Here is a 23,649-nt window from a genome sequence, read left to right on the forward strand (position 1 = left end):
TCACCGCAAACACCATGGTCAAAAACAACACCCGATATACCCAGCAATCGCTTGACAGCTAAGACAGTCGCCGGGCTTATCGTTTTGCGCCGCCCCGGAATGACGGCGGTGAGGAGCCAAGCCTCGATGCCGCTGCAAAACCGCGTCACCCCCACTGGCGACATCATCGCGACGCCCGAACGCGGCCTGTTCACCGGCAATCGCGGCATCATCCATGATCCCGCGACCAGGACGCTGCTGAGGAGGCGCTGGTCGAGCCCGGCCTGGCTCACCTGCCTGTGTGACTTCCGCGGCCGTCGCCGCGAGGTGATGGCCCGGCGAAGCTGGACCGAACTGTTCTTCCTCGACGAAGCCACCGCGCTCGCCGCCGGGCATCGGCCCTGCTTCTATTGCCGCCGTGAGGACGCCAACCGTTTTCGCGTGGCGTGGGAGGCGGGCAACGGAGCGAGCGGCGTGCACGCCTCGGACATTGATACCGTGCTGCATGGCGAGCGGCTGGAGCGCGGCCGGAAGCGGCTGCATCCGCTGCCGGCGCCACTGGAGCAATTGCCTGATGGCGCGATGGTGCAGGCGGGCGAAGAGAGCTTCTTGATTCTGCAGGGCAGGGCGTTGCCATGGTCGCCGGCCGGCTATGGTGATGCGCGTGCCCCGCCTGATGAAGCGATGCTGCTGACCCCGCCGTCGACCGTTCGGACCCTGCAAGCGCGCTACGAGCCTGTGCTGCATCCGAGCGCGCAGGCACAAAAGACGCGAGGGTAGCTCGGTCTGCTCTCGCCCCCTTGTGGGAGAGAGTTGGAGAGGGGGACGAGCGCAGGCGTGTGGGGCTTACCCCCTCCCTAGCCCAACGGCGGGGAGGGAACACGGTGCACCCGGCTTCGATAGCTCGGGTCCAAGCTGATTACGCCAGCCGCTGCCGCGCCAGCTTCGCGCCGCTGCCCAGCGCCATCAGCTTGGCTTCCGCGATCTCGCGCCGCATCGGCGCCATGCCGCAATTGGTGGTGGCGATGATGTTCTGCTTCGGCACGTATTTCATGACGTCTTCGATCACTTTGCAGACGTCCTCGGCAGTCTCGATCTCGTCGCTGGCGACATCGATCACGCCGGCCTGCACCACCTTGTTCTTCAACAGCCCGAGCAACTCGATCGGCACTTTCGAGTTGCGGCATTCGACAGCGACCTGCTGGATCGCGCTGGCATCGATCGCCGGAAAGGTCTCCTCATATTGCCGCCACTCGCTGCCCAGCGTCTCCTTCCAATCGGTGTTGGCCTTGATGCCGTAGCCGTAACAGATGTGAACGGCGGTGGGACAGGTCAGCCCTTCGGCCGCACGCTCCAGCGCCTTGATGCCCCAGTCGCGCACCTCGTCCATGTAGACGTTGAAGGCGGGCTCGTCGAACTGGATCAGGTCGATGCCGTCGGCATGCAGCGCCTTGGCCTCCTGGTTCAACAGCTCGGCGAAGGCGAAGGCCATCTTGACCCGGTCGCCGTAGTAATTGTCGGCGATGGTGTCGATGATGGTCATCGGTCCGGGCAGCGTGAACTTCAGCGCCCGCGTCGTATGCGTGCGCGCGATCCGCGCCTCGTCGGCATGGACGCGACCCTTCAGCGACAGCGGCGCCACGACCTGCGGCACCATCGCCTTGTAGCGATCTTTCCGGATGCCCATCTCGACCTTGTGGGCGAAATCGATGCCTTCCACGCGCTCGAGGAAGCCGTGCACGAAATGCTGGCGCGACTGCTCTCCCTCGGTGAGGATGTCGATGCCGGCATCCTCCTGCAGCTTCAGCGCCAGGATGGTCGCATCGCGCTTGGCGCGGGCAAGCTCGTCGCCCTTCGATTTCCACGGCGCCCAGAGCGCATTCGGCTCGGCCAGCCATTCCGGCTTCGGCAGGGAGCCTGCGATGGTGGATGGAAACAGCACCTTGTCATTCCCCGTCGGTTCCATGGGCGGCGTCCTCATATGCCAGCTTCGGCTGATGTTGTTGAGCGCTTCTCTGCCATGTCTTATGGTCAAGGTATAGCAATGAATACGGCCGCGAAAAGTGGCTGGCAGGAAACGCCATGATCGAATTCTTCTTCGACTGCTCCAGCCCGTGGACCTATCTCGCCTTCCACAACATCCAGCCGATCGCGGCAGAGTTCGGTGCGGAGATCGTTTGGCGGCCGATCCTGGTCGGCGGCATTTTCAATACCGTGAATCCGAGCGTCTACGCGCAACGCGAAACCCCGGTGCCGCTGAAGGCGCAATACATGCTCAAGGACCTCGGCGACTGGGCGCGCTCGGCGGGTCTCAAGATCAAGATGCCGCCGACCGTGTTTCCGGTGAACAGCGTCAAGGCGATGCGCGGCTGCATCTGGCTCGGCAACGAGGACATGGTGCCGTTCGCGCGTGCGGTGTTCGAGGCCTATTGGGGCGAGGACAAGGACATCTCGCAGGATGGCGTGCTGACGGAGATCTGCCGGCGGGTCGGGATCGATTCCGCAAAGTTCTTTGAGGGGATCAGCCAGCAGGCCGTCAAGGATCAGCTCAGGGCGAACACGGAGGAGGTGGTCAAGCGCGGAGGTTTCGGCTCGCCCACGATCTTCCTCAACCAGACCGACATGTATTTCGGCAACGACCGCCTGCCGCTGGTGCGCGAAGCGCTGGCTCGAAGCAAAGAGCGCGCAGCCTGATGTCGCGCGCCGTAGTCTGCCGCGAACTCGGGGCGCCCGAGATGTTGCGGCTGGAAAACATCGAAAGCCGCTCGCTGCAAGAGGGCGAGGTGCGGGTGAGGATCCGCGCCGCCGGGATCAATTTTCCCGACATACTGATGTGCGCCGGCGAATATCAGCTCAAGCCGGAATTGCCGTTCACACCGGGTGTAGAGGCGGCAGGTGACGTCGTCGAGGTGAGTCCGGACGTGACGGGCGCGGCGGTCGGCGACAAAGTCATCGTGCGGATGCGCTTCGGCGCCTATGCCGAGGAAGCGGCGGTCGTAGCCGGCCAGCTGACGCCGCTGCCCTCCACCTTCGACTATGCCGAAGGCGCGACATATCTTGCCGCCTACGGCACAGCCCATCACGCGCTGGTCGACCGCGGCCAACTCAAGGCTGGCGAGGTTCTCCTCGTCCATGGCGCCGGTGGCGGCGTCGGCCTTGCCGCGGTCGAGATGGGCAAGCTGTTAGGGGCGACCGTGATCGCCACGGCGTCATCCGAGGAGAAGCTCGGGGTCGCGCGATCGCGCGGCGCCGACCATCTCGTGCTCTATTCCCGGGAGCCGTTCCGCGAGGCGGTCAAGCGGATCACGGATGGGCGTGGCGTCGATGTCGTGTTCGATCCGGTCGGCGGCGAGGTGTTCGAGCAGAGCGTGCGAAGCATTGCCTGGGGCGCGCGGCTGCTCGTCGTCGGCTTCACCGGCGGCATCGGGCTCGCCCGCACCAATTTGATCCTGATGAAGGGCGCGAGCGTACTCGGTGTGCGAGCCGGGGAGGCGACGCGCAAGGACCCGGCACTGGCAGCCGCGCGCATGCGGGCGCTGTTGGCCTGGGCGGAAGCGGGCAGGCTGCGGCCGCACGTGTCGCATCGCGTGCCGATCGAGGACTATGCGCGCGCGATGCGATTGCTTATCGAGCGCAAGGCGATCGGCCGTGTCGCGCTGATGATGGATTAGTTTGCAAGCGTCTGCCCAAAATTGCGGCGCGCAAGTCTGTGGGTTTATTTACCACTGGATTTCTAAAATGATCGGACAGGTTGAGGCCGATCATGCTCAAGACGTCGAAAATACTTCACCGGATAGCCCTCTCGGCATTGTTGCCGATCCTCACACTCGGCGCACTGGCCGCCTACGAAATCTCCACAAAGTGGTCGGTCCGTTCCGAGATGGCGCGCCTGCAGCCGGTTGCAGAAGCTGTCGGCCAGCTGAGCCGCTTCGTTCACGAGCTGCAGCGCGAGCGCGGCATGTCGTCGGCCTTCCTCAGCAGCAAGGGCCTGCAGATGGGCCCCGAGCTCGCCCGCCAACGTCAGCAGTCCAATGTGGAGCGTGCAGCCGCGGTCACTGCACTCAACGAGCTGCGTGGCGCCGAAGCCCTGGCTGCGGCCGTGCGCGACTGCGAGCAGCAACTGGCCCAGCTCGATGGCTATCGCGGTGAGATTGACGCGCAATCGGTCACGCCGCCCGTCGCGGTCGGCAATCTCACCGAGATCGTCAGCCGTCTGATCGGACTGATCAACGGCATGTCGAAATTGAGCCACGACGACGAGATTTCCAAAGCCATCATCGCCTATGGCAACCTGACCGAGGGCAAGGAGCGCGCCGGCTTGGAGCGCGCCACCGTGGCCGGCGGCCTTGCTGCGGGCCGCTTCGAACCGGCTGGCTATGCCCGTGCGATGGGGCTTGCTGCAGCTCAGGACAGCTTCTTCAGCGCGTTCAGAATGGTCGCGACCGCGAAGGCGCAGGCGGCATTCCAGGCCGCAATGGCGAGCTCGGCCATCCAAGGTTTCAGCGCGATGCGCAAGACCGTCGAACAAGGCGCGGTCAATGGTGATTTCAAGGGGCTCGACAGCAAGGTGTGGTTCGACGCGGCGACTGTGCGGATCGATCTTCTGAAAAAGGTCGAGGACGCGCTGGCGGCCGAACTGTCGGAGATGATGGCGCGCAAGGAAGCCGACGCTGATAGGAGTCTCGGTGTCGTTGCCGGATTGCTGCTGGTCGCCCTGCTGGTCAGCATCGGTGCCGTGCTTGCGATGGCACGGAGCATCACCGAGCCGGTCAACGCGCTCGCCGATGCGATGACGCGGCTCGCGAAGGGCGATCTTGCGACGGAGGTCGACGCGGTCGACCGGTGCGACGAGATCGGGCTGATGGCGCAGTCGGTGCAGTTCTTCAAGCAGAACATGATCCATACGGCCGAGCTCACCGCCAAGGATGCCGAGGCGGAACGTGCGCGCACTGCCAGAGCGCGGCAGGTCGGCGACCTCGCCGACCGGTTCAGCAACGATATCGCAGGCGTGATCGAGACGGTGATCTCGGCATCGACCCAATTGGAGTCGACCGCCGCCGTGATGGACAAGAGTGCAAGCCGGACCAGCGGCGAGGCGGCGAGAGTGGCGCAGGCGACCGAAGCCGCATCGGGCAATATGCAGACGGTGGCTGCGGCATCGGAGCAACTGTCGACCGCGGTCGCAAGGATCGGTGGGCAGGTGACGCAGTCCACCGAGATTGCGCGTGGAGCAGTGGTCGAGGGACGACGGGCGAACGAGACCGTGCAGGGCCTCTCCAGCGCGGCCGAGAAGATCGGTGATGTGGTCAGGCTGATCAGCGAGATCGCCGGTCAGACCAACCTGCTTGCGCTCAATGCCACGATCGAGGCCGCGCGGGCGGGCGATGCGGGCCGCGGTTTTGCGGTGGTTGCCGGCGAAGTGAAGAGCCTTGCCGAGCAGACCGCCAAGGCTACCGACGAGATCCGCGCGCAGATATCGGCGATGCAGGGCATCTCGACCGAGGCCGTACGGGCCATTCGAGGGATCACGACCACGATCGACGAGCTCAACACGATTGCGGTCTCGATTGCTTCAGCCGTCGAGGAGCAGGACGCCGCGACGCGCGAGATCGTTCGCAACGTGCAACATGCGGCGCAGGGCACCGGCGAGATATCGGACAATATCCTGCAGGTCACCGCTGCGGCCACCGAGTCCGGAACGGCAGCGAGCCAGGTGCTCGGCGCCTCGAAGGAGCTGTTGCGCCAATCGGAGAGCATGCGCCGACAGGTCGATGCCTTCATCAACGGCATCAAGGCGGCCTGAGCGGTCGCGGTGCTGGTTTGTGAACCGGCGCTGAAAGCAACCCGTTCGGTGTCGTCCCGGCCTTTGAGCCGGGACCCAAATCCACAGAACGCCATTTGGCGAAGAACGACGTCCGGATTGCCCCTGATAGATCACGCGGCATGGATCCCGGCTTTCGCCGGGATGACAGCGTGGGCAACTCTACTTGTACTCCCGCTCGTCCCACCACGGGAAATAGTCTGGCATGTCGCTGGAGACCTTGTTCCCGAACTGCGCCGGGCGTTTCTCCAGGAACGCCATCACGCCTTCCTTGACGTCATCGGAGCGCCCGCGTGCATAGATGCCGCGGCTGTCGACCTTGTGCGCCTCCATCGGATCGTCGGCGCCCATCATGCGCCACATCATCTGGCGGATCAGCGCGATCGAGACCGGGGCGGTCTTCTCGGCGATCTCGCGCGCCAGCGCACGAGCGGTCGGTAGCAGTTCGTCCGGCGGCACCACCTTGCTGATGAGACGCCCCGCAAGTGCCTCCTGCGCCGGGAAGACGCGGCCGGTGTAGCACCATTCCAAGGCTTGCGAGATGCCGACGATGCGCGGCAGGAACCAGCTGGACGCCGCCTCCGGCACGATGCCGCGCTGGGAGAACACGAAGCCGAAGCGCGCCGCTTCCGAGGCGATGCGGATGTCCATCGCGAGCTGCATGGTGACGCCGATGCCGACGGCAGGGCCGTTGACCGCGGCGATGACGGGCTTCAGCGACTTGAAGATGCGAAGAGTGACCTGTCCGCCGCCATCGCGGACCTGCGGATCGGAATAGTCGACGCGGCCGTCGGCATGGCGCTTGACGGGTCCGCGCCTGGCGTCGCGATCGAAGGTGTCGGCACCGGAGGACAGATCGGCGCCGGCGCAGAAGGCGCGGCCCGCGCCGGTGACGATGATCGCTCTGACCTCGTCGTCCCGGTCGGCGCGATCGAAGGCGTCGATCAGCTCCTTCTGCATCGTCGGCGTGAAGGCGTTCAGCTTCTCGGGACGGTTGAGCGTAATGGTCAGGATCTGGTCGGCGACGTCGTAGAGAATGGTCTCGTAGGCCATGGGCGTTTCCTCGCGCTTGTTTGCTTTTGTTGTCGTCGTTGTAGCTGCTCACGTCGTCATTCCGGGGCGGCGCGAAGCGACGAGCCCGGAATCCATAACCACCATTGTGAATTGGCTAGCATGGATTCCCGGCTCGTCGCTTCGCATCGCCCCGGAATGACGGCGGAAATATCTATGCCTTCGGCGGCGCCGGCCAGGGGCGCTGCTCGCCGCGCAGGCCCTCGAAGGTCTTCGCCAGGCCGAGCACGCCGAGATCGTCGAAGCGGCGGCCGACGATCTGCAGCCCGATCGGGAAGCCGTGGGCGTCATAGCCGGCGTTGATCGAGACCGCCGGGTTCTCCGATATATTCCACGGCACGGTGTAGGTGATGTGCTCGAACGGCAGCTGCGGGTCGTTGATCGGGGATGCGAACTCCGCCGGAAATTTCACGCCCGGAGAGGTCGGCGAGATCACGTAGTCGAACTCGCAGAACATCTTGGCGGCGGCGGCGCGGATCGCCATGGTGACGTTGAAGCCGCGCACGACCTCGACGCCCGAAAGCGTCGCGCCGCGCTCGGCCCATTGCAGGATATAAGGCAGCGTCTTGTTGCGGATCTCGGGCGTGAGCCGGGAGAGATCGTCCCACAGCCGCGCGCGCCAGAAATTGTCGAGCCCGTCGAGCATCTCGCGCGTGAGGAAGCCCTTGGCTTCGCCGACGACGGCGCCTGCGGATTCGAACGCCTTTGCCGCCTCGAGCACGACCGCGCGCACCGGCTGCTCCAGCGGCTGTCCGACGCCGGGCTCGAGCATCACGCCGATGCGGAGCTTGCGCGGCGATTTCTCGGCGAGCTTCCAGTTGAGGTCGCTCGGCGGCAGGCTGCTGCCGTCACGACGATCGGGCTTCGACAGCACGCTCATCATCAGCGCAGCGTCATCGACGGTGCGCGTCATCGGCCCGGCGACGCGGCCGACATAGGGCGGATCGATCGGCACGCGCCCGTGGCTCGGCTTGAGGCCGACCAGGCCGCACCACGATGCCGGCAGGCGGACCGAGCCGCCAATGTCGGTCCCGAGGTGCAACGGGCCATAACCGGCCGCGGCGGCGGCTCCAGCGCCGGCGCTCGAGCCGCCGGGATTCATCTTGAGGTCCCAGGGATTGCGGGTGAGCGGATGGAAGCTCGACAAGCCAGAGGACAGCATGCCGTAATCCGGCATCGTGGTCTTGGCGAAGATGATCGCGCCAGCTTCGCGCAAGCGTGCGACGGGCGGGGCGTCCGCCACGGCCGGCGCCAGCGTGACGCTCGCCGAGCCGAGCGGGATCGGCTGGCCCTTGGTGGCCATGTTGTCCTTCACCGTCGTTGGTACGCCGTCGAGCGCACCGATCGGCTCGTCCTGCGCCCAGCGCGCCGTGGAGGCCGATGCGGCGGCGCGCGCCGCATCGGGATCAAACAGATAGAGCGCCTTGATGTGCGGCTCCCAAGCCGCAGCACGTGCCAGCACCTCCTCCATCACCTCCGATGGCGAGAACTGGCGCGCGCGATAGCCGGCGATCAGATCGACCGCGGAAAGGTCGTGCAGCGAGGTAATCTCGTCCGAGACCGGTTTATGCATGGGCGCTCACACTGGGAGGCGGGTTTCGATGATACGGGCGAACATGCTGGCGCCGACCGGCAGGATCTTGTCGTCCAGCACGTAACCGGGATTGTGCACCGGGACCGAGCCGTCATGGCCAACCCAGAAATAGGCGCCCGGAATCTTCTGCAGCATGTCGGCGAAGTCCTCGCTGCCCATCTTCGGGGTCGAGCGGGTCACGACCTTGGACGGCTCGACCACGCTACGTGCGACCTCTTCGACCACCTTGGACTGTTCTTCCTGGTTCACCAGCACGCTGAACGTATCGCGGATATCGACGTCGATCTCGCAATGGAAGGCGGCCGCCACGCCGGCGCAGAGCGCGCGCATGCGCTCGCGGATCAGGGCGCGGACGGAATCGGAGAAGGCGCGCACGGTACCGCACAGCCAGGCATCGCCCGGAATGACGTTGTAGGCGGAGCCGGCATGGATCTGCGTGATCGAGACCACGGCGGCCTGCAACGGATCGACATTGCGGCTGACGATGGTCTGGATCGACTGCGCCACGGTGGTTGCAATGACGACCGCGTCCTTGGAGCGCTCGGGCATCGCGCCATGGGCGCCATAGCCGGAGATGCGGATATCGAAGAAATCGGCGCCGGCCATCGCGGGCCCCGGCAGGATGGCGATCTCGCCGTGGTTCAGATCGGGCGCGTTGTGCAGACCGTAGAGCTCGTCGCAGGGAAACTTCTCGAACAGCCCGTCCTTGATCATCGCCCGCGCGCCGCCGAGGCCTTCCTCGGCGGGCTGGAAGATGAAATGCACGGTGCCGTCGAAATTCCGGGTCTCGGCCAGATACCGCGCAGTGCCGAGCAGCATGGTGGTGTGGCCATCATGGCCGCAGCCATGGAAGCGGCCCGGAATGGTCGAGCGCCAGGGCAGGATGGTGTTCTCTTCCATGGGCAGCGCGTCCATGTCGGCGCGCAGACCGATCGTCTTGCCATTGGCGCCCTTGCCCTTGAGCACGCCGACCAGGCCGGTACCACCGAGGCCGCGATGCACTTCGATGCCCCATTGCGCAAGCTTCTCGGCGACGATGCCGGATGTGCGCGTCTCCTCGAAGCCGATCTCCGGATGAGCGTGCAGGTCGCGGCGGATCGCGGTGAGCTCGTCGGCGTAGCCTTCAATGCGGTCGATCAGGGGCATGGATATCTTTGTCCGTTGCGAGATGATGAGATGTTAAGGCGCGAACGTCGGGCCGTTCGGTTTGAGGCGGATGCCCGGACGCAGCCGCGTCCAGGGCAGGGTGGCGGGATCGGCCGCCATCGGGCCGGGCGCGGCGCAGATCAACAGCTTCTCCGCGATCGGCTCGAAGTCGGCGCGGAAATGCACCGAGCTCTTGTTGATCAGGATGGCCTGCTCGGTTGGCTCGATCCCGACGAAGCGGTACATCGCCTGATCGGCGAGCTGCGCCTTGTGCGAGCAGACCACGACACTGATGTCACCGATGCGCAAGGCGGCCGAAGGGCCCATGTCCATCTTGCGGCCGCCATAGAACGGACCCGGCGCCACGAAGCGGCCGTCCGACAGTTTCTCGACGATGAAGCTCTCCGTAAAGGGCGCGTCGCCGGGAATCCCGGACTTGCCGCCAAGGGAGAGCGTGACGGTGGCGCCTTCGCCGGCGGCGTGCGCTGCGAGCGCCGATTGCGGATCGTAGATCATTCCGATCGCGGCGCGCTGCGCGCGGTTACGCACCAGTGCACGCAGCATGCCCGTGGTGTCGGAATCGCCACCGGCGCCGGGATTGTCCTGGGTGTCGGCGATGACGATCGGTTTCGACGCATTCCTGGCAAGCTCCATCGCGTGGCGCACGCCCTCGTCCGGCGAATAGATCCTGCCGTCGAAATCGTCCTCATGACTTGCGACGAGGCTTGCGATCGCATCGGCCGCGGCATCGGCATCGGCTTGGGTCCGGCCATAGGCGAAGACGCTCGGCCCGCAATGAATGAAGTCGGCGGCCGGAAAGCCCGGCGCGAAGGATAGCGTCGGCACGGTCTCGCTCTGGTAGCGTGCGAGCGTCTCGTAGATGCCCTTGGCGGGATGATCGTTGGTGCATTGCCAACTGATCGGAATCAGGAAAGGCAATTGCCGGAATGATTTGGCGAGGCGCTGCTTCGAGTCCAGCAGCAGCGCGAGATGATGCGCCGAGGCGCGGCCGGTGTCGGCCATATCAGTATGCGGATATTTCCGATAGGCGATCAGCGCATCGGCATGCGCGATCATCTCAGGCGTGACATTGGCGTGCAGGTCGAGGCTTGCGACCAGAGGCACGCTCGGGCCGATCACCTTGCGCACGCGCGCCAAAATCTCGCCTTCGCCGTCGTCGAAATGTTCGGTGACCATCGCGCCATGCAGGTCGAGATATACGCCATCGATGGCGCCGGCGGCCTTGATGCGATCGACCATGACGCCAACGATGCGCTCGAACGCATCCTCCGTGACATGAGCCGATGGGCTTGCATGACAGGCGATGGTCGGCACCACGTCCCACCCGCGCGACGTCGCGACATCGATAAATCCGGACTGGCCCGCATTGATGCCGCGCATGATCTTCATCACGTTGGCGGCGTCTGCGATCGTGGCGCCGCCTTCGTGCATGAAGTCGTCATAGGTCGCCTTGGTCGGCGCGAAGGTGTTGGTCTCGTGCAGGAAGCCGCCGATGGCGATGCGGGTCATTCGGGTCATCTCAAGCCGTTGACGTGATCGGCGACGTTAGACCGCTCCTCGCGCGGGGCGCAAGCGAGGGAGCGATGCCGATTTGCATGCGCCGGGCGCGCCTCACGCGTGTTGGCTGGCCCACCTGCTTCTACAGCGTCATTCCGGGGCATCGCGTAGCGATGAGCCCGGAATCCATAACCACAGCAGGATCTGTGTGGCATGAGCGTCGATCAGCCGATGTTACGACATCCGCCTGTGAGTATGGATTCCGGGCTCGTGCTGCGCACGCCCCGGAATGACGAGGAGGACGAGGCTGCTACGCCACCGCCTCGGCCACGGGGCGGAAATTGGCAAAATCCCAGTTGCGGCCGGGCGCGGCCTCGAGCAGCGCCCGAGTATAGGTCTCCTTCGGGTGCGTGAGGATCTCGCCGGCCGGGCCCTGCTCGACGATGCGGCCCTTCTGCATCACCACGACCTCGTCGCAGATCTGCGCGGCGACGCGCAGATCGTGGGTGATGAACAAGATGGCGATGCCGAGCCGGCGCTGGATCTCATCGAGGAGGTCCAGCACCTGCGCCTGCACGGAAACGTCGAGCGCGGAAACCGCTTCGTCCGCGACCAGCACATCCGGATCGAGTGCCAGTGCGCGGGCGATCGCGATGCGCTGGCGCTGGCCGCCGGAGAACTGATGCGGAAAGCGCGAGATGGAATCCGCGGGCAGTCCGACCAGTTCCAATAGCTCCCGGGCGCGCGCCATCGCCTTGTCACGCGACGTGCCGTAATTGATCGGCCCCTCGGCGATGCTTTCGCCCACGGTCAGGCGCGGGTTCAGCGAGCGGTAGGGATCCTGGAAGACGATCTGGATGCGCTTGCGGTGCGGCTGCAGCAGGCGGCGCGTCAGGATCGAAATTTCGTGGCCGGCCAGCCGGACCCCGCCCGAGGTCGGATCGATCAGACGGACGATGCAGCGCGCCACCGTCGACTTGCCCGAGCCGCTCTCGCCGACGATGCCGAGCGTGCGGCCCTTGCGCAACGTGAGAGTGACATTCTGCGCCGCGACCACCTCGCGCGGTTTGCCGAGGAAGGAACGCTCACGATAGACCTTGCCGAGATCGGTGGTCTCCAGCACCACCGGCTCCTTGGTCTCGGGGCGGGCAGGGCGCGGAATGAGACTGGGGACCGCTGCGAGCAGGTTGCGCGTGTAGTCCATTTCCGGCTTGCGCAGGATCTGGTCGAGCGCACCGGTTTCGACCAGTCGGCCCTGGCGCATCACCGCGACGCGGTCCGCGATCTCGGCCACGACGCCCATGTCATGGGTGATGAACAGCACCGCCGTGCCATGGTCGCGCTGCAGCTCGCGGATCAGGGTGAGGATCTGCTTCTGCGTGGTGACGTCGAGCGCGGTGGTCGGCTCGTCCGCGATCAAGAGTTTTGGTTCAAGCACCAGCGCCATCGCGATCATGATGCGCTGGCGCTGGCCGCCGGACAGGCGGTGGGGATAGGAGGCGAAGATGCGCTCGACATCGGGCAGGTGCACCTGCTCCATCATGTTGAGAATGCGCTTGCGGCGGGTGCGCGCGTCCAGCGAGGTGTGCGCGCGCAGGACCTCGTCGATCTGACGGCCGACCGGCACCACGGGATTGAGTGCGGTCATCGGCTCCTGGAAGATCATCGCCATGGTGGTGGCGCGGAGTTGCCGCAGCCGGCGATCGGTCGCGGTCAACAGCTCCTCACCGACCAGCTTGATGCTGCCGCTGACCGGGTGCAGCGTGTTCTTCGGCAACAGGCCCATCGTCGTCAGCGAGGTCACGGATTTGCCGGAGCCGCTTTCGCCGACCACGCACAGCGTCTCGCCCTTGGCCACCTTGATGGAGATGCCGTCGATGATCCGCGGGCCGGTGGAGCTCTTGGTCTTGCCGAGGGCAACGACGAGATTGTCGATGTCGAGGATGGTATCGGTCATGATCGTACTCTCTGCCGTCATTGCGAGGAGCGAAGCGACGAAGCAATCCAGTTCAATGTTGCAAGGCGATTCTGGATTGCTTCGCTTCGCTCGCAATGATGGTTAGGGGAAGACGGCGTCATTTCCCCTCCCGCTGCTTCATGCGCGGATCGAGCGCATCGCGCGCGGCGTCGCCGATCAGGTTGATCGAGAGAATCGCGATCGACAGCAGCAGGCCCGGCCAGAAGATCAGGGACGGCTTGATCTGGAAGTAAGCGCGGCCCTCGGCCATGATGTTGCCCCAGGTCGGCGTCTCCGGGCTGATGCCGGCGCCGAGGAAGGAGAGGATCGCCTCGGTGAGGATCGCCGAGGCGCAGACATAAGTACCCTGCACGATCAGGGGCGCGATCGTGTTCGGCATCAGATGCCGCCACATGATCTTGGGTAGCGAAGAGCCGACCGAGATCGCGGCCTCGACATAGGGCTCCTCGCGCGCGGTCAGCACCACCGAACGCACCAGCCGCGCGACGCGCGGAATTTCCGGAATGGTGATCGCGATCATCACGGTGGCGATGCTGGCGCCGGACAATGACACCACGGCAATGGCGAGCAGGATGCTCGGAATCGCCATCAGGCCATCCATCACGCGCATCATCACGGCATCGACCCATTTGAAGAAGCCGGAGACGAGGCCGATGAACAGGCCGATCGCGATCGAGAATACGGCGGCGCCCACACCGACCAGGAGCGATACGCGCCCGCCATAGATCGTGCGCGACATCAGATCGCGGCCGTAGGCGTCGGTGCCGAGCAGGAACTGCGCGCTGGCCGGCTTCAGCCGCTGTGCCGGCGCCAGCAGGACCGGATCATGCGGCGCCAGCAATGGCGCCAGCACGGAGATGAGCACGATCAAAGCGAGACAGACGGTTGCGACCGCGATGATCGGAGTCGAGGTGAGAAAGCCGAACCGCGGGCTCAGCCGCGAGGTGACCGGCAAAGACGGCTCGGGATGGGTGACGATCGCCATCAGGACAATGCCTCAGTAACGGATACGGGGATCGAGCAGGGTGTAGGCGACATCGATCAGCAGGTTGACTGCGAGATAGATGAAGGATGTCAGCAGAATCATGCCCTGGATGACCGGATAGTCGCGCGCCAGCACGGCGTCGACCGTAAGGCGTCCGATGCCCGGCAGGTTGAACACGCTTTCGGTGACGACAACGCCGGAGATCAGAAGCGCAAAGCCGGACCCGATCACGGTGATGACGGGCACGGCGGCATTGCGCAGCGCATGACGCAGCAGCACCGAGGTTTCGCCGATGCCCTTGGCGCGTGCGGTGCGGACGAAGTCCTCGCCGAGGACGTCGAGCATCGCCGCGCGCGTCATGCGGGCAATCAATGCGATGTAGATGAACGACAGCGTGCAGGTCGGCAGGATGATGCGGTCGAAGAACGGCCCGAAGCCGGCCGACAGGCTCTTGAAGCCCTGCACCGGGAACCAGCGCAGATTGATCGCGAACACCTCGATCAGCACGTAGCCGATCACGAAGACGGGGACCGAGAAGCCGAGCACGGAGAGCCCCATCACGAAACGATCGATCCAGGTGCCGTGCTTCCAGGCGGCGATGACGCCGAGCGGCACGGCGACCACGATCGCCAGAATGATCGTGGAGATCGCGACCGAGATCGATGGCTCGATGCGTTGGCCGATCATCTGCAAGACCGGCACTTTGGAGATCAGCGAGACGCCAAGATCGCCATGCAGCAGCTGATTGATCCAGGTGAAGAACTGGACGTACAGCGGCTCGTGCAGGCCGAGCGAGACGCGAATGCGTTCGAGCTGTTCGGGGGTGGCGTTATCGCCCGCCAAGATGGCGGCGGGATCACCGGGCGTTAGTCTCAAAAGAAGGAACACGAACAAGGCGACCACGCCCATCACGGGAATGGCGGCGAGTACGCGGCGAACCAGATATCCGATCATCGGGTGAGGACTGCCTTCATCCTAGGCTTGGGCCGGTTACACGGCACGGTGAATGCGCCTGCATGTCACTGATATCAGTCACTTTCAAGAACTCCCGGTAATTTCGCACTGCAATGTGCTGCAAGCTGCGTGCCATGTACCGAAGCACATTGCGATGCTGCACATCATGTTTGACGGTTCTCGCCGACCGAGAGCGCGCAGATGCGGGACAAATGCGTATAGGACAATCCTGTCTCCTTGGCCCACGCATTGAACTGCGCCTGCACCTTGGCGAGGTCGCTCTTGGACTTGACCTCATCGGCAATGTCCAGTCCAGAGTCACGCAGGCAGGCCACGACGTCCTTTGATGTCACGAAACCATCCCAGCCGAGGAAGCGTAGCAACAGCTGTCCGGTGTTGCCGCCGAGCCGGCTGCCGCGCTTATCGAGGATTGCCAGGAGTCCGACTTCATCAGAGGACGGCCAACTCGCCAGGAACTTGCCGAAGCCGCCGTGCTCCTTGGCGATCTCCTGCACGAAGGCCGCATTCTGCCGCACCGACATGATCTTTGCTGCGTTGCGCACAATGCGGCTGTCCCGCAACAGGCCGTCCCAGAAATCGTCCGGCTGAAACAGCAGCCGCGCCGGCTGAAAGCTTAGGAACGCGTCCTCAAATCCCGGCCATTTCGACTCGATCACGCTCCAGGCAAACCCCGCGGAGAACACGCGCCGGGTCATTTCGGCCAGCACGCGATCATCACTCAGCTTTGCGACTTCCGCGATGTCGGGCGCCGGCGGCAGCAGCGTGATCAACGCCTGTGTGCCGCCCTTGCGCTTCTCCGCCCGACTTCTGATGGTTTTGAACGAGGTCATGTACGCCGCGTTTTTGCCTGTGCCGAACACAGCAGAGTTCGCGGCGCACGTAAAGCTGCGAGGCCCTAATCTGATGCTGCCATATTACGCCAGCGTGGCCAGCAAGCCGGCCATGAGTCGCCCACGTTCGACGAGGCTTTCGACCTCGATGTGCTCGTTGAGAGTGTGAGCATCGGCGCCGCGCACGCCCAAGCCGTCGAGTGTCGGGATTCCGAGGGCGCCGGTGAAGTTGCCGTCGGATCCGCCGCCGGCCGAACCGTGTGGCAGCTTCATCCCGAGCTGTTCGGCGATGCCGCGCGCTTTGTCGTAGAGTGCCATAGTTCCGGAATCCGGCTCCCACACCGGACGCGTCACGCCGCGGGTCACCTTGAATGCGACGTCGTTGCTGGTGCCCGACAGCGCCAGCATTCGTTCCACCCCGCGATCGAGATCGTCCTGGCGCTTGGCCATGCTGAGGGCTTCACCGTTGCAGGTTGTTGCGACGCAGTTCACCCATTGCCCGCCGTGAACGATGCCGACCGAGAAGGTGCAATCCTCCGTCGTCATCGCATCGATCGCGAGGATCTGTCGCGCCATTTCCCGTATCGCGGAACGGCCAGATGACAATGTTGCTCCGGCGTGGCTCGGCCGTCCCGTTGCTTCGAGATTGAAGCGGGCGATCGCATAACGCCCGGTGACGACGCCGTTGTCGGGCCGGCCGGGCTCGGGCACCAGCACGTATTTGTTGCGCGCGGCCTCCGCTTCGATGATATCGCGCGTCGAGGGCGTGCCGACTTCCTCGTCGGGAGTAAAGAGAACGGTAATCGGCAGTGGCGTGGCGATGGAGGCGCGCATCAACTGCCTGATCGCCTCGAGCGACAGATAATTGCCACCCTTCATGTCAAAGATGCCGGGGCCATAGCATTTGTTGCCTTCGCGCCGCCATGGCAGCTTGGCGATCGTCCCGATGGGATGGACGGTATCGAGATGACCCGCAATCAGGATGCCGGGCTCGCCCTGTTTCGGATGCGGAAAGCGGGCGCGGACGCAGCCTGCGAAGCCCTGGCGTCCGGCGATGCGCTCGATCGTCGCGCCCATGATCGCCATCTCGCGGGCTGCGATATCGAACATGCGTTCGACCGCGGGAGCGTCCCAGGTCGGGCTTTCGCATTCCACCCAACCGCGCAAACCTTGCAGCATGGCCTCGGCATCGAAGGGAAGATTGGCTGGATTCATCAGAGCTCTCGCTGGTTTGCCGGCGTTATCGCGCGGCGGCGGAATGGTCGGCATTTTGTATAACCAAGTCATGCCCGCGTTAACGTCATTCCGGCCGACGTCACGCATGCGCCGAATGCGGATTGACCTGTGCAGCATCCTGGTGCAACTGTCGAAATCTAAGGGTTTACAGCCTGTTAGTTCGCCTAAAGAACGGACTACATGCATAAACAGTGACCGCGTCGTGACCGCTTTTACGCCAAGTCAGGAGATATCAATGTTCCACATCTCGCGCCGGAAACTTCTCACGCTCGCGGGGGCTGCCTGGTCGGCGCTCGCGCTCTCCGGAGCAGAGCCGTCCGACGCCCTCGCGGCATCGGGCAAGAAGATGATCACCGCGGTGATGCATTCGGATCTGCGCGTCATCGATCCCGGGTTCACCACCGCCTATATCACGCGCGACCATGGCTACATGGTTTATGACACCTTGCTGGCCACCGACTCGAACTTCAAGGTCCAGCCGCAAATGGCCGACTGGAAGGTCAGTGACGACAAGCTGACCTATACTTTCACCTTGCGCGACGGCCTGAAGTGGCATGACGGCACGCCGGTCACGGCCGAGGATTGTGTCGCCTCGCTGAAGCGCTGGGGCCGCAACGACGGCATGGGCCAGAAGCTGATGGATTTCACGGCGAGCCTGGAGGCTGCCGATGCGAAGACCATCGTGCTGAAGTTGAAGGAGCCCTATGGCCTCGTGCTGGAGTCGATCGGCAAGCCATCCTCGCTGGTGCCCTTCATGATGCCGAAGCGTCTTGCCGAGACGCCGGCCGGTCAGCAGATCCCCGAGCAGATCGGCTCCGGGCCGTTCAAATTCGTCAAGGAGGAATTCCAGCCGGGCGTCAAGGCGGTCTATGAGAAGAACACCGACTACGTCCCGCGCAAGGAGCCGGCGAGCTGGACCGCTGGCGGCAAGGTGGTGAAGGTCGATCGGGTCGAATGGATCACGATGCCGGACGCGCAGACGGCGGTGAACGCGCTGCAGTCGGGTGACATCGACTTCATGGAGAACCTGCCTTACGACATGCTGCCGGTGCTGGAAGGCAATCCGGATATCCAGATCGACGTCTCCAACAAGTTCGGCTTCCAGACGCTCGGACGGATGAATTTCCTGCTGCCGCCGTTCGACAATGTGAAGGTCCGCCGTGCAGCTTTCCTGGCAATCAATCAGAAGGATGTGCTCGACGCCCTCGTCGGCAATCCGAAGTATCAGAAAGTCTGCGGCGCGGTGTTCGTCTGCGGCACTCCGCTGGAGACCGATGTCGGCGCCGAGACGCTGATCAAGGGCAACGGCCTGGAGCAGGCCAAGAAGGCGCTCGCGGAGTCCGGCTATGACGGCACGCCGATCGTGATCATGGCGCCGGGCGACGTGACCACGCTCAAGGCCCAGCCGGTGGTCGTGGCGCAGCAGCTGCGCGAGGCCGGCTTCAAGGTCGACCTGCAGGCGACCGATTGGCAGACCGTGGTGACGCGCCGCGCCAGCCAGAAGCCGGTCAAGGAGGGCGGCTGGAACATGTTCTTCACCAACTGGGTCGGCGCCGACGTCGCCAACCCCGTGGTCAACGTCTCAGTGGGCGGCCGCGGCACCAAGGGCGGTTGGTTCGGCTGGGCGACGGATGAGAAGATCGAGAAACTGCGCGACGACTATGCCCGCGCGAGCTCGCCGGAGGAGCAGAAGCGGATCGCGACCGAGATCCAGAAGGAGAACTACGAGCAGGTGATCTACATTCCGCTCGGCCAGTATCTCCTGCCGAGCGGCTGGCGCAAGTCGCTGACCGGCGTACTCGACGGTCCCGCCACGCCGGTGTTCTGGAACATCGACAAGAGCGAATAGCAAATTTTTCGCAGGAATGAAGAAAACACGGCGGAGCTTTTCCGCCGTGTTTTTGTTTATGAGCCTCTGTTCGTACGGCCGCTAGTCGTTAGCAATGGCTGTCGCGCACGGCTTCAAGGCCGTCGACGACCAACGGCGGCGCGATCTCGCGCGGGCACCTGTTCGCGCGCGGTGCGGCCGCTGCGGGCTTGCTCGCGCTGTTGCGGTTCGGCGCATTTGTCGGACATCATCTCGCTCCTTTGCTTGCACCGACAATGATCGAAGGGACAGGTAGTTCCAAAATGCGGGAGTGACGAAGGGGTGATCATGATGATCTCATCTCATCGCGCCAGGATGAGGTCGCGTTTGGAGACTGGCGAAAGCGGATTGACGGGCGCGGGAACAGCTGCAAGTCTCGGCATCGTAAGACATAGAACGCTGCCTATCGGTCAGCGTCGATGCGCGGACGCGATGCACAATGAATCGCCGGGTCTTGATCAGTTTCGCGCCATCAATTCCACATCGTCACGTTAAGAGAGATCGCATGCCACATCATCCGCGTCGGATATTTCCAGCGCTCGCGTCCTGCCTCGTCGCCGCTGCCATAGCCTTGTCGGTGAGCGCGGTGCCCGCGCTCGCCGCCGCCAAGAAGACCATCACGGCGGTCATGCATTCGGACCTGCGTGTCATCGATCCGATTTTCTCGCCGGCCTACATCACCCGCGATCATGGCTACATGGTCTATGACACGCTGTTGGGAACGGACTCCAATTTCAAGGTCCAGCCGCAGATGGCGGACTGGAAGGTGAGTGATGACAAGCTGACTTACACCTTCACTTTGCGCGACGGGCTGAAATGGCACGACGGCACGCCGGTGACCGCGGAGGATTGCGTCGCCTCGCTGAAGCGCTGGAGCAGCAATGACCCGATGGGCCAGAAGCTGATGGAGTTTACGGCCAGTCTGGAAGCGACCGACGCCAAAACGATCACGCTGAAGCTGAAGGAGCGTTATGGCCTTGTGCTGGAGTCGATCGGCAAGCCGTCCTCCTACGTCCCGTTCATGATGCCGAAGCGGCTGGCGGAGACACCGGCGAATCAGCCGATCCCCGAGCAGATCGGATCCGGCCCGTTCAAGTTCGTACAGGCGGAATTCCAGCCCGGCGTAAAGGCGGTCTATGAGAAGAACACCGACTATGTGCCGCGCAAGGAGCCGCCGAGCTGGACCGCGGGCGGCAAGGTCGTGAAGGTCGATCGCGTCGAGTGGGTGACGATGCCCGACGCGCAGACCGCGGTGAACGCGCTGCAGGCCGGCGACATCGATTTCTTGGAGTTTCCGCCGCAGGATCTGGAGCCGGTGCTCGCCGCGAATCCCGACCTCACGATGAACGTTCTGAACAAGTTCGGCTATCAGACCTTGGGACGCATGAACTTCCTCTATCCGCCGTTCGACAATGTGAAGATCCGCCGCGCGGCGTTCCTGGCGATCAATCAGAAGGATGTGCTCGACGCGCTGGTCGGCAATCCGAAATTCTACAAGATCTGCGGCGCCTTGTTCGGTTGCGGCACGCCGCTCGAGGCCGACGTCGGTTCGGAGACGCTGGTCAAGGGCAATGGCCTGGAGCAGGCCAAGAAGCTGCTCGCCGAATCCGGCTATGACGGCACGCCGCTCGTGATCCTCGCGCCGGGGGACGCGATCACGCTCAAACCCCAGCCGATCGTGGTGGCGCAGCAACTGCGTGCCGCCGGCTTCAAGGTCGATCTTCAGGCCACCGACTGGCAGTCTGTGGTGACGCGCCGCGCCAGCCAGAAGCCGCCGAAGGAGGGGGGCTGGAACATGTTCTTCACCAATTCGGTGATTGCCGATGTCGGCAACCCGCTGTCCAGCACCTTCCTCAGCGCGCGCGGTCTCAAATCCTCCTTCGGCTGGCCGGATGATCCCAAGATCGAGGAGCTGCGCGACGCCTTTGCTCGCGCCACGACGCTCGACGAGCAGAAGCGGATCGCGGCCGAACTGCAGAAGGAAGCCTACGACCAGGTGATCTACATTCCGCTCGGCCAATGGTTCAGCCCGAGCGCCTGGCGCAAGTCGCTCACCGGCGTGCTGGAAGGGCAGGCGGTGCCGGTGTTCTGGAACGTCGACAAGAGCGAGTGATCCAGGGCGAGCGATCCTCGCACTCACATCATGGTTTTCCAGACGCGCGGCGGGGCATCTCCGCCGCGCTTTGCATTTGCGGATTTTGTTTGCGCTTGACGGTCAGTAAGTCGTGGCTTACGGTAAGTCATGGCTTACCAAAATGCCTTGACGGTGCTGGCCGATCCGACGCGGCGGCAGGTGTTCGAACGGCTGCGCGATGGGCCGCAGCCGGTCAAGCTGATCGCGGCAGGACTGTCGGTGTCGCGGCCGGCAGTGTCGCAGCATCTGAAGGTGTTGAAGGACGCGGGGCTGGTTCAGGAGCGTAGCGAAGGCACACGCCGCATCTACTCGGTGAGGCGCGAGGGCCTATCCGAACTGCGCGATTGGCTCGACAGTTTCTGGGACGATGCGCTGCTCGCATTCAAGATCGAGGCGGAGCGATCGCATCGAAAAAGCAAAGGGAGGAAGCGGGATGAGTGACGTCGCGGCGATTGCCCCGGTGCACAAGCAGGTCCTGGTCCGGGTGCCGATCGGCCACGCCTTCGAGGTCTTCACCAGCGGCTTGACTCGCTGGTGGCCGCATACGCATGGCGTCGGCAAGCAACCGATCCGAGCCGTATTGATGGAGCCGCGGCTCGGCGGGCGTTGGCTCGAAGTCGGCGAGGACGGCACCGAGACGCCGGTTGCCACGATCATCCTGTGGGAGCCGCCGCATCGTGTCGTGATGCTCTGGCAAATCAGCGCGCAATGGAAGCCGGACGCGACGATGCGTTCGGAGGTCGATGTCCGCTTCATCGCCGAAGGCACAGAGCTGACGCGGGTCGAGCTCACGCATCATAAGTTCGAGACCATGGGCCCCGAGGCCGGCGCTTCGATGCGCAAGGATGTCGACGGCGGCTGGCCGGGACTCATGCGGCGCTTTGTCGAGGAAGCCGAGCGTAGTCGGTCATAATCAGGGAGGTCGTCATGTCGGAGTTCGTCGTCCATTCCGTACCAGGAAGCCCGTTCGGGCGTTGCGTTCTGATCGCGCTGGAAGAGAAGGAGACATCGTATCGCCTGGCGGCCATGGCCCCCGGCGCTTCGAAGTCCGCGGAACATCTGGCGCGAAATCCGTTCGGCTGTATCCCCGTGCTGGAGCATGGCGGCTTCATGCTTTACGAGACCCAGGCGATCCTGCGTTATCTCGACCGGATCCTGCCCCAGCCATCCCTGACGCCTGCCGATCCCAAGCAGGCGGCGCGGATGGATCAGGTGATGAATATCAGCGATTGGTATCTGTTCCAGGGCGTCTGCAGCGTCATCGTCTTTCAGCGCATCGTCGGCCCGCGCCTGCTGGGACTTGCGACCGATGAAGCCGCCATAGAGGCGGCAATGCCGCGCGCACGCACCGTATTCGCTGAGCTGTCGCGCCTGCTCGGCGAACAGCCCTTCATGGCGGGTGATGTTCTCACGCTGGCCGATCTGCAGGCCGGGCCACAGGCCAGCTTCCTGGCCGCGACACCTGAATGGGCTACACTCACTGCGGCGTATCCCAATCTCGTAGCCTGGATCGACCGGCTGGAAGCGCGGCCGAGCTTTCAGGCCACGACCTGGGAGAGGCTGCTGGAGCGCGCGCGAGCCGCGTGAGAATTCGCGCGAACTTGTCGACGGAAATTTGAGTGGCCGGCTTGCTTCCGTCCATCGGCACCGGCTCCGGACGAGAGATGATTCTGGTGCGGGCGGTGGGAGTCGAACCCACACGACGTTGCCATCGAGGGATTTTAAGTCCCTTGCGTCTACCAATTCCGCCACGTCCGCATTTGAGATCAGGGACTTAGCGCCTCATTCGGCGAAAGGGAATGAGGTCTGCTAGCATCCTTGCAGCTCACGCAATGCTTAAGCCAGCCGGGCCGCCTCGGTAAAGCCTCAATCCGGACGTCTGCACCTGCTTGAGAACGGGCTCAGGCCTTCGAGGCGACTTGGGATCGGGGGCTGCCTGGTTGGTCAGGCGCCTTGTGGGACGGGCGCCTTTGGATCGGACTTGAGACGATGTCTTAAGCTTCATGAACTATCGAGGTGGAATGACCGTCGCCGGATACCGCTGTGCCCCATCCCTGTTGGCCCCCTTTGCGGGGCTGCTGCTGCTTGCGCCCTTGCTCGGAGCTTGCGCAGGCATGAGCGACAGCATGTCGACCGCCTTCGCCGACCCCGCCAAGTACGAGCTTTACGATTGCAAGCAGCTCGAGGCCGAACGCAAGACTCTCGCGTCCCGCTCGGCCGAATTGCAGGGCTTGATGGCAAAGGCGGAAACCGGGGCAGGCGGCACCGTGGTGGCGGAGCTCGCCTATCGCAACGACTACGTCGCGGTTCGCGGACAGTCTCAGCTTGCCGAAGAGGCTTGGCGGCGCAACCAATGCCAGGAGACACCTCCATCTCCGCCAGCCTCCGCCCATGGGAAGACGGCGGCCAAATCGGTCAGGTCGGTAAAGCCGGCCAAGCCCGGGAGCCGGCCAGTTCCAGAGGCTCCGGTCACGACGCTGCCGAAGGACGGCTCGACCTACTGACCGGTCGACCT

The 23,649-nt window shown here is 64.1% G+C and carries 20 protein-coding genes and 1 tRNA gene; 10 read left to right on the forward strand and 11 right to left on the reverse strand.

The genetic code is table 11. The annotated features are described in order from the left end of the window. The first annotated feature begins 126 nt into the window (after window positions 1-126). Window positions 127-759, forward strand: a complete 633-nt coding sequence (locus QXZ85_RS27075; RefSeq protein ID WP_315705460.1) for a hypothetical protein — start codon at window positions 127-129, stop codon at window positions 757-759. 139 nt (window positions 760-898) lie between these two features. On the opposite strand, the gene QXZ85_RS27080 is transcribed toward QXZ85_RS27075, so the two are convergent. Beyond that, a complete protein-coding gene (locus QXZ85_RS27080) occupies window positions 899-1,921 on the reverse strand; it encodes a methionine synthase (RefSeq protein ID WP_316175306.1) in 1,023 nt (340 codons plus the stop codon). 140 nt (window positions 1,922-2,061) lie between these two features. Between QXZ85_RS27080 and QXZ85_RS27085 the strand changes: the two genes are divergently transcribed. The 3 genes from QXZ85_RS27085 to QXZ85_RS27095 all read left to right on the forward strand — a co-directional run bounded on the left by QXZ85_RS27085 (window position 2,062) and on the right by QXZ85_RS27095 (window position 5,782). Further along, the gene (locus QXZ85_RS27085; protein WP_315704980.1) at window positions 2,062-2,673 is read left to right on the forward strand and encodes a 2-hydroxychromene-2-carboxylate isomerase; all 612 of its coding nucleotides are present in this window, start codon (window positions 2,062-2,064) and stop codon (window positions 2,671-2,673) included. Further along, a complete protein-coding gene (locus QXZ85_RS27090; protein WP_316175299.1) occupies window positions 2,673-3,650 on the forward strand; it encodes an NADPH:quinone oxidoreductase family protein in 978 nt (325 codons plus the stop codon). The genes QXZ85_RS27085 and QXZ85_RS27090 overlap by 1 nt, the downstream gene beginning before the upstream one ends. A 92-nt stretch (window positions 3,651-3,742) precedes the next feature. Beyond that, window positions 3,743-5,782 carry a methyl-accepting chemotaxis protein gene (locus QXZ85_RS27095; protein ID WP_315704982.1) on the forward strand — a complete coding sequence of 680 codons (2,040 nt, stop codon included), beginning with the start codon at window positions 3,743-3,745 and terminating at the stop codon, window positions 5,780-5,782. Window positions 5,783-5,962: 180 nt separating this feature from the next. Here the strand turns inward: QXZ85_RS27095 and QXZ85_RS27100 are convergent, their stop codons facing one another. From QXZ85_RS27100 to QXZ85_RS27140, 9 genes are all read right to left on the reverse strand, one after another. Further along, window positions 5,963-6,853 carry a crotonase/enoyl-CoA hydratase family protein gene (locus QXZ85_RS27100; RefSeq protein ID WP_315768319.1) on the reverse strand — a complete coding sequence of 297 codons (891 nt, stop codon included), beginning with the start codon at window positions 6,851-6,853 and terminating at the stop codon, window positions 5,963-5,965. Between the two features lie 172 nt (window positions 6,854-7,025). Further along, on the reverse strand, window positions 7,026-8,444 hold the full coding sequence (locus tag QXZ85_RS27105) for an amidase (RefSeq protein WP_316175297.1): 1,419 nt from the start codon (window positions 8,442-8,444) through the stop codon (window positions 7,026-7,028). Between the two features lie 6 nt (window positions 8,445-8,450). Next, window positions 8,451-9,611, reverse strand: coding sequence for a M20 aminoacylase family protein (locus QXZ85_RS27110; RefSeq protein ID WP_315768317.1), 1,161 nt, complete (start codon window positions 9,609-9,611; stop codon window positions 8,451-8,453). Window positions 9,612-9,644: 33 nt separating this feature from the next. Next, on the reverse strand, window positions 9,645-11,141 hold the full coding sequence (locus QXZ85_RS27115) for a M81 family metallopeptidase (protein WP_315704986.1): 1,497 nt from the start codon (window positions 11,139-11,141) through the stop codon (window positions 9,645-9,647). 298 nt (window positions 11,142-11,439) lie between these two features. After that, entirely contained in the window at window positions 11,440-13,086 is a 1,647-nt protein-coding gene (locus tag QXZ85_RS27120) for an ABC transporter ATP-binding protein (protein WP_315741397.1), read from the reverse strand. Between the two features lie 118 nt (window positions 13,087-13,204). Next, a complete protein-coding gene (locus QXZ85_RS27125) occupies window positions 13,205-14,092 on the reverse strand; it encodes an ABC transporter permease (RefSeq protein ID WP_315704988.1) in 888 nt (295 codons plus the stop codon). A gap of 12 nt (window positions 14,093-14,104) precedes the next feature. Then, window positions 14,105-15,046 (reverse strand): ABC transporter permease, encoded by a 942-nt coding sequence (locus QXZ85_RS27130; protein ID WP_315704989.1) that lies wholly within the window; start codon window positions 15,044-15,046, stop codon window positions 14,105-14,107. 164 nt (window positions 15,047-15,210) lie between these two features. Next, entirely contained in the window at window positions 15,211-15,897 is a 687-nt protein-coding gene (locus QXZ85_RS27135) for a DNA-3-methyladenine glycosylase I (protein WP_316175294.1), read from the reverse strand. 84 nt (window positions 15,898-15,981) lie between these two features. Then, complete coding sequence (locus tag QXZ85_RS27140; protein WP_315704991.1) at window positions 15,982-17,112, reverse strand: M20/M25/M40 family metallo-hydrolase; 1,131 nt, start codon at window positions 17,110-17,112, stop codon at window positions 15,982-15,984. A 256-nt stretch (window positions 17,113-17,368) separates the two neighbouring features. On the opposite strand from QXZ85_RS27140, the gene QXZ85_RS27145 reads away from it, so the two are divergent. The 5 genes from QXZ85_RS27145 to QXZ85_RS27165 all read left to right on the forward strand — a co-directional run bounded on the left by QXZ85_RS27145 (window position 17,369) and on the right by QXZ85_RS27165 (window position 22,721). Then, on the forward strand, window positions 17,369-18,982 hold the full coding sequence (locus QXZ85_RS27145) for an ABC transporter substrate-binding protein (RefSeq protein ID WP_315768315.1): 1,614 nt from the start codon (window positions 17,369-17,371) through the stop codon (window positions 18,980-18,982). A 523-nt stretch (window positions 18,983-19,505) separates the two neighbouring features. Next, complete coding sequence (locus QXZ85_RS27150) at window positions 19,506-21,113, forward strand: ABC transporter substrate-binding protein (protein WP_315704993.1); 1,608 nt, start codon at window positions 19,506-19,508, stop codon at window positions 21,111-21,113. A gap of 129 nt (window positions 21,114-21,242) precedes the next feature. Then, window positions 21,243-21,575: a metalloregulator ArsR/SmtB family transcription factor gene (locus QXZ85_RS27155; protein WP_315704994.1), complete on the forward strand. Its 333-nt coding sequence runs from the start codon at window positions 21,243-21,245 to the stop codon at window positions 21,573-21,575. Then, complete coding sequence (locus tag QXZ85_RS27160; protein WP_315704995.1) at window positions 21,568-22,047, forward strand: SRPBCC family protein; 480 nt, start codon at window positions 21,568-21,570, stop codon at window positions 22,045-22,047. The genes QXZ85_RS27155 and QXZ85_RS27160 overlap by 8 nt, the downstream gene beginning before the upstream one ends. A gap of 14 nt (window positions 22,048-22,061) precedes the next feature. Continuing rightward, window positions 22,062-22,721, forward strand: a complete 660-nt coding sequence (locus tag QXZ85_RS27165) for a glutathione S-transferase family protein (protein WP_315762031.1) — start codon at window positions 22,062-22,064, stop codon at window positions 22,719-22,721. Between the two features lie 84 nt (window positions 22,722-22,805). Here the strand turns inward: QXZ85_RS27165 and QXZ85_RS27170 are convergent. Next, window positions 22,806-22,892 (reverse strand) — tRNA-Leu (locus QXZ85_RS27170). Window positions 22,893-23,155: 263 nt separating this feature from the next. Between QXZ85_RS27170 and QXZ85_RS27175 the strand changes: the two genes are divergently transcribed. Next, complete coding sequence (locus QXZ85_RS27175) at window positions 23,156-23,638, forward strand: hypothetical protein (RefSeq protein WP_315741393.1); 483 nt, start codon at window positions 23,156-23,158, stop codon at window positions 23,636-23,638. Window positions 23,639-23,649: the final 11 nt, after the last annotated feature.

Origin of the sequence: Bradyrhizobium sp. SZCCHNGR1005 (assembly GCF_032489995.1) — a bacterium.
GTDB lineage: Bacteria > Pseudomonadota > Alphaproteobacteria > Rhizobiales > Xanthobacteraceae > Bradyrhizobium.

Coding starts and splice junctions, on each gene's coding strand:
- QXZ85_RS27130 (WP_315704989.1), bottom strand. CDS start 15,046: ATGATCGGATATCTGGTTCGCCGCGTACTCGCCGCCATTCCCGTGATG.
- QXZ85_RS27075 (WP_315705460.1), top strand. CDS start 127: ATGCCGCTGCAAAACCGCGTCACCCCCACTGGCGACATCATCGCGACG.
- QXZ85_RS27100 (WP_315768319.1), bottom strand. CDS start 6,853: ATGGCCTACGAGACCATTCTCTACGACGTCGCCGACCAGATCCTGACC.
- QXZ85_RS27165 (WP_315762031.1), top strand. CDS start 22,062: ATGTCGGAGTTCGTCGTCCATTCCGTACCAGGAAGCCCGTTCGGGCGT.
- QXZ85_RS27120 (WP_315741397.1), bottom strand. CDS start 13,086: ATGACCGATACCATCCTCGACATCGACAATCTCGTCGTTGCCCTCGGC.
- QXZ85_RS27085 (WP_315704980.1), top strand. CDS start 2,062: ATGATCGAATTCTTCTTCGACTGCTCCAGCCCGTGGACCTATCTCGCC.
- QXZ85_RS27155 (WP_315704994.1), top strand. CDS start 21,243: ATGGCTTACCAAAATGCCTTGACGGTGCTGGCCGATCCGACGCGGCGG.
- QXZ85_RS27160 (WP_315704995.1), top strand. CDS start 21,568: ATGAGTGACGTCGCGGCGATTGCCCCGGTGCACAAGCAGGTCCTGGTC.
- QXZ85_RS27095 (WP_315704982.1), top strand. CDS start 3,743: ATGCTCAAGACGTCGAAAATACTTCACCGGATAGCCCTCTCGGCATTG.
- QXZ85_RS27135 (WP_316175294.1), bottom strand. CDS start 15,897: ATGACCTCGTTCAAAACCATCAGAAGTCGGGCGGAGAAGCGCAAGGGC.
- QXZ85_RS27150 (WP_315704993.1), top strand. CDS start 19,506: ATGCCACATCATCCGCGTCGGATATTTCCAGCGCTCGCGTCCTGCCTC.
- QXZ85_RS27140 (WP_315704991.1), bottom strand. CDS start 17,112: ATGAATCCAGCCAATCTTCCCTTCGATGCCGAGGCCATGCTGCAAGGT.
- QXZ85_RS27110 (WP_315768317.1), bottom strand. CDS start 9,611: ATGCCCCTGATCGACCGCATTGAAGGCTACGCCGACGAGCTCACCGCG.
- QXZ85_RS27145 (WP_315768315.1), top strand. CDS start 17,369: ATGTTCCACATCTCGCGCCGGAAACTTCTCACGCTCGCGGGGGCTGCC.
- QXZ85_RS27115 (WP_315704986.1), bottom strand. CDS start 11,141: ATGACCCGCATCGCCATCGGCGGCTTCCTGCACGAGACCAACACCTTC.
- QXZ85_RS27125 (WP_315704988.1), bottom strand. CDS start 14,092: ATGGCGATCGTCACCCATCCCGAGCCGTCTTTGCCGGTCACCTCGCGG.
- QXZ85_RS27090 (WP_316175299.1), top strand. CDS start 2,673: ATGTCGCGCGCCGTAGTCTGCCGCGAACTCGGGGCGCCCGAGATGTTG.
- QXZ85_RS27105 (WP_316175297.1), bottom strand. CDS start 8,444: ATGCATAAACCGGTCTCGGACGAGATTACCTCGCTGCACGACCTTTCC.
- QXZ85_RS27175 (WP_315741393.1), top strand. CDS start 23,156: ATGACCGTCGCCGGATACCGCTGTGCCCCATCCCTGTTGGCCCCCTTT.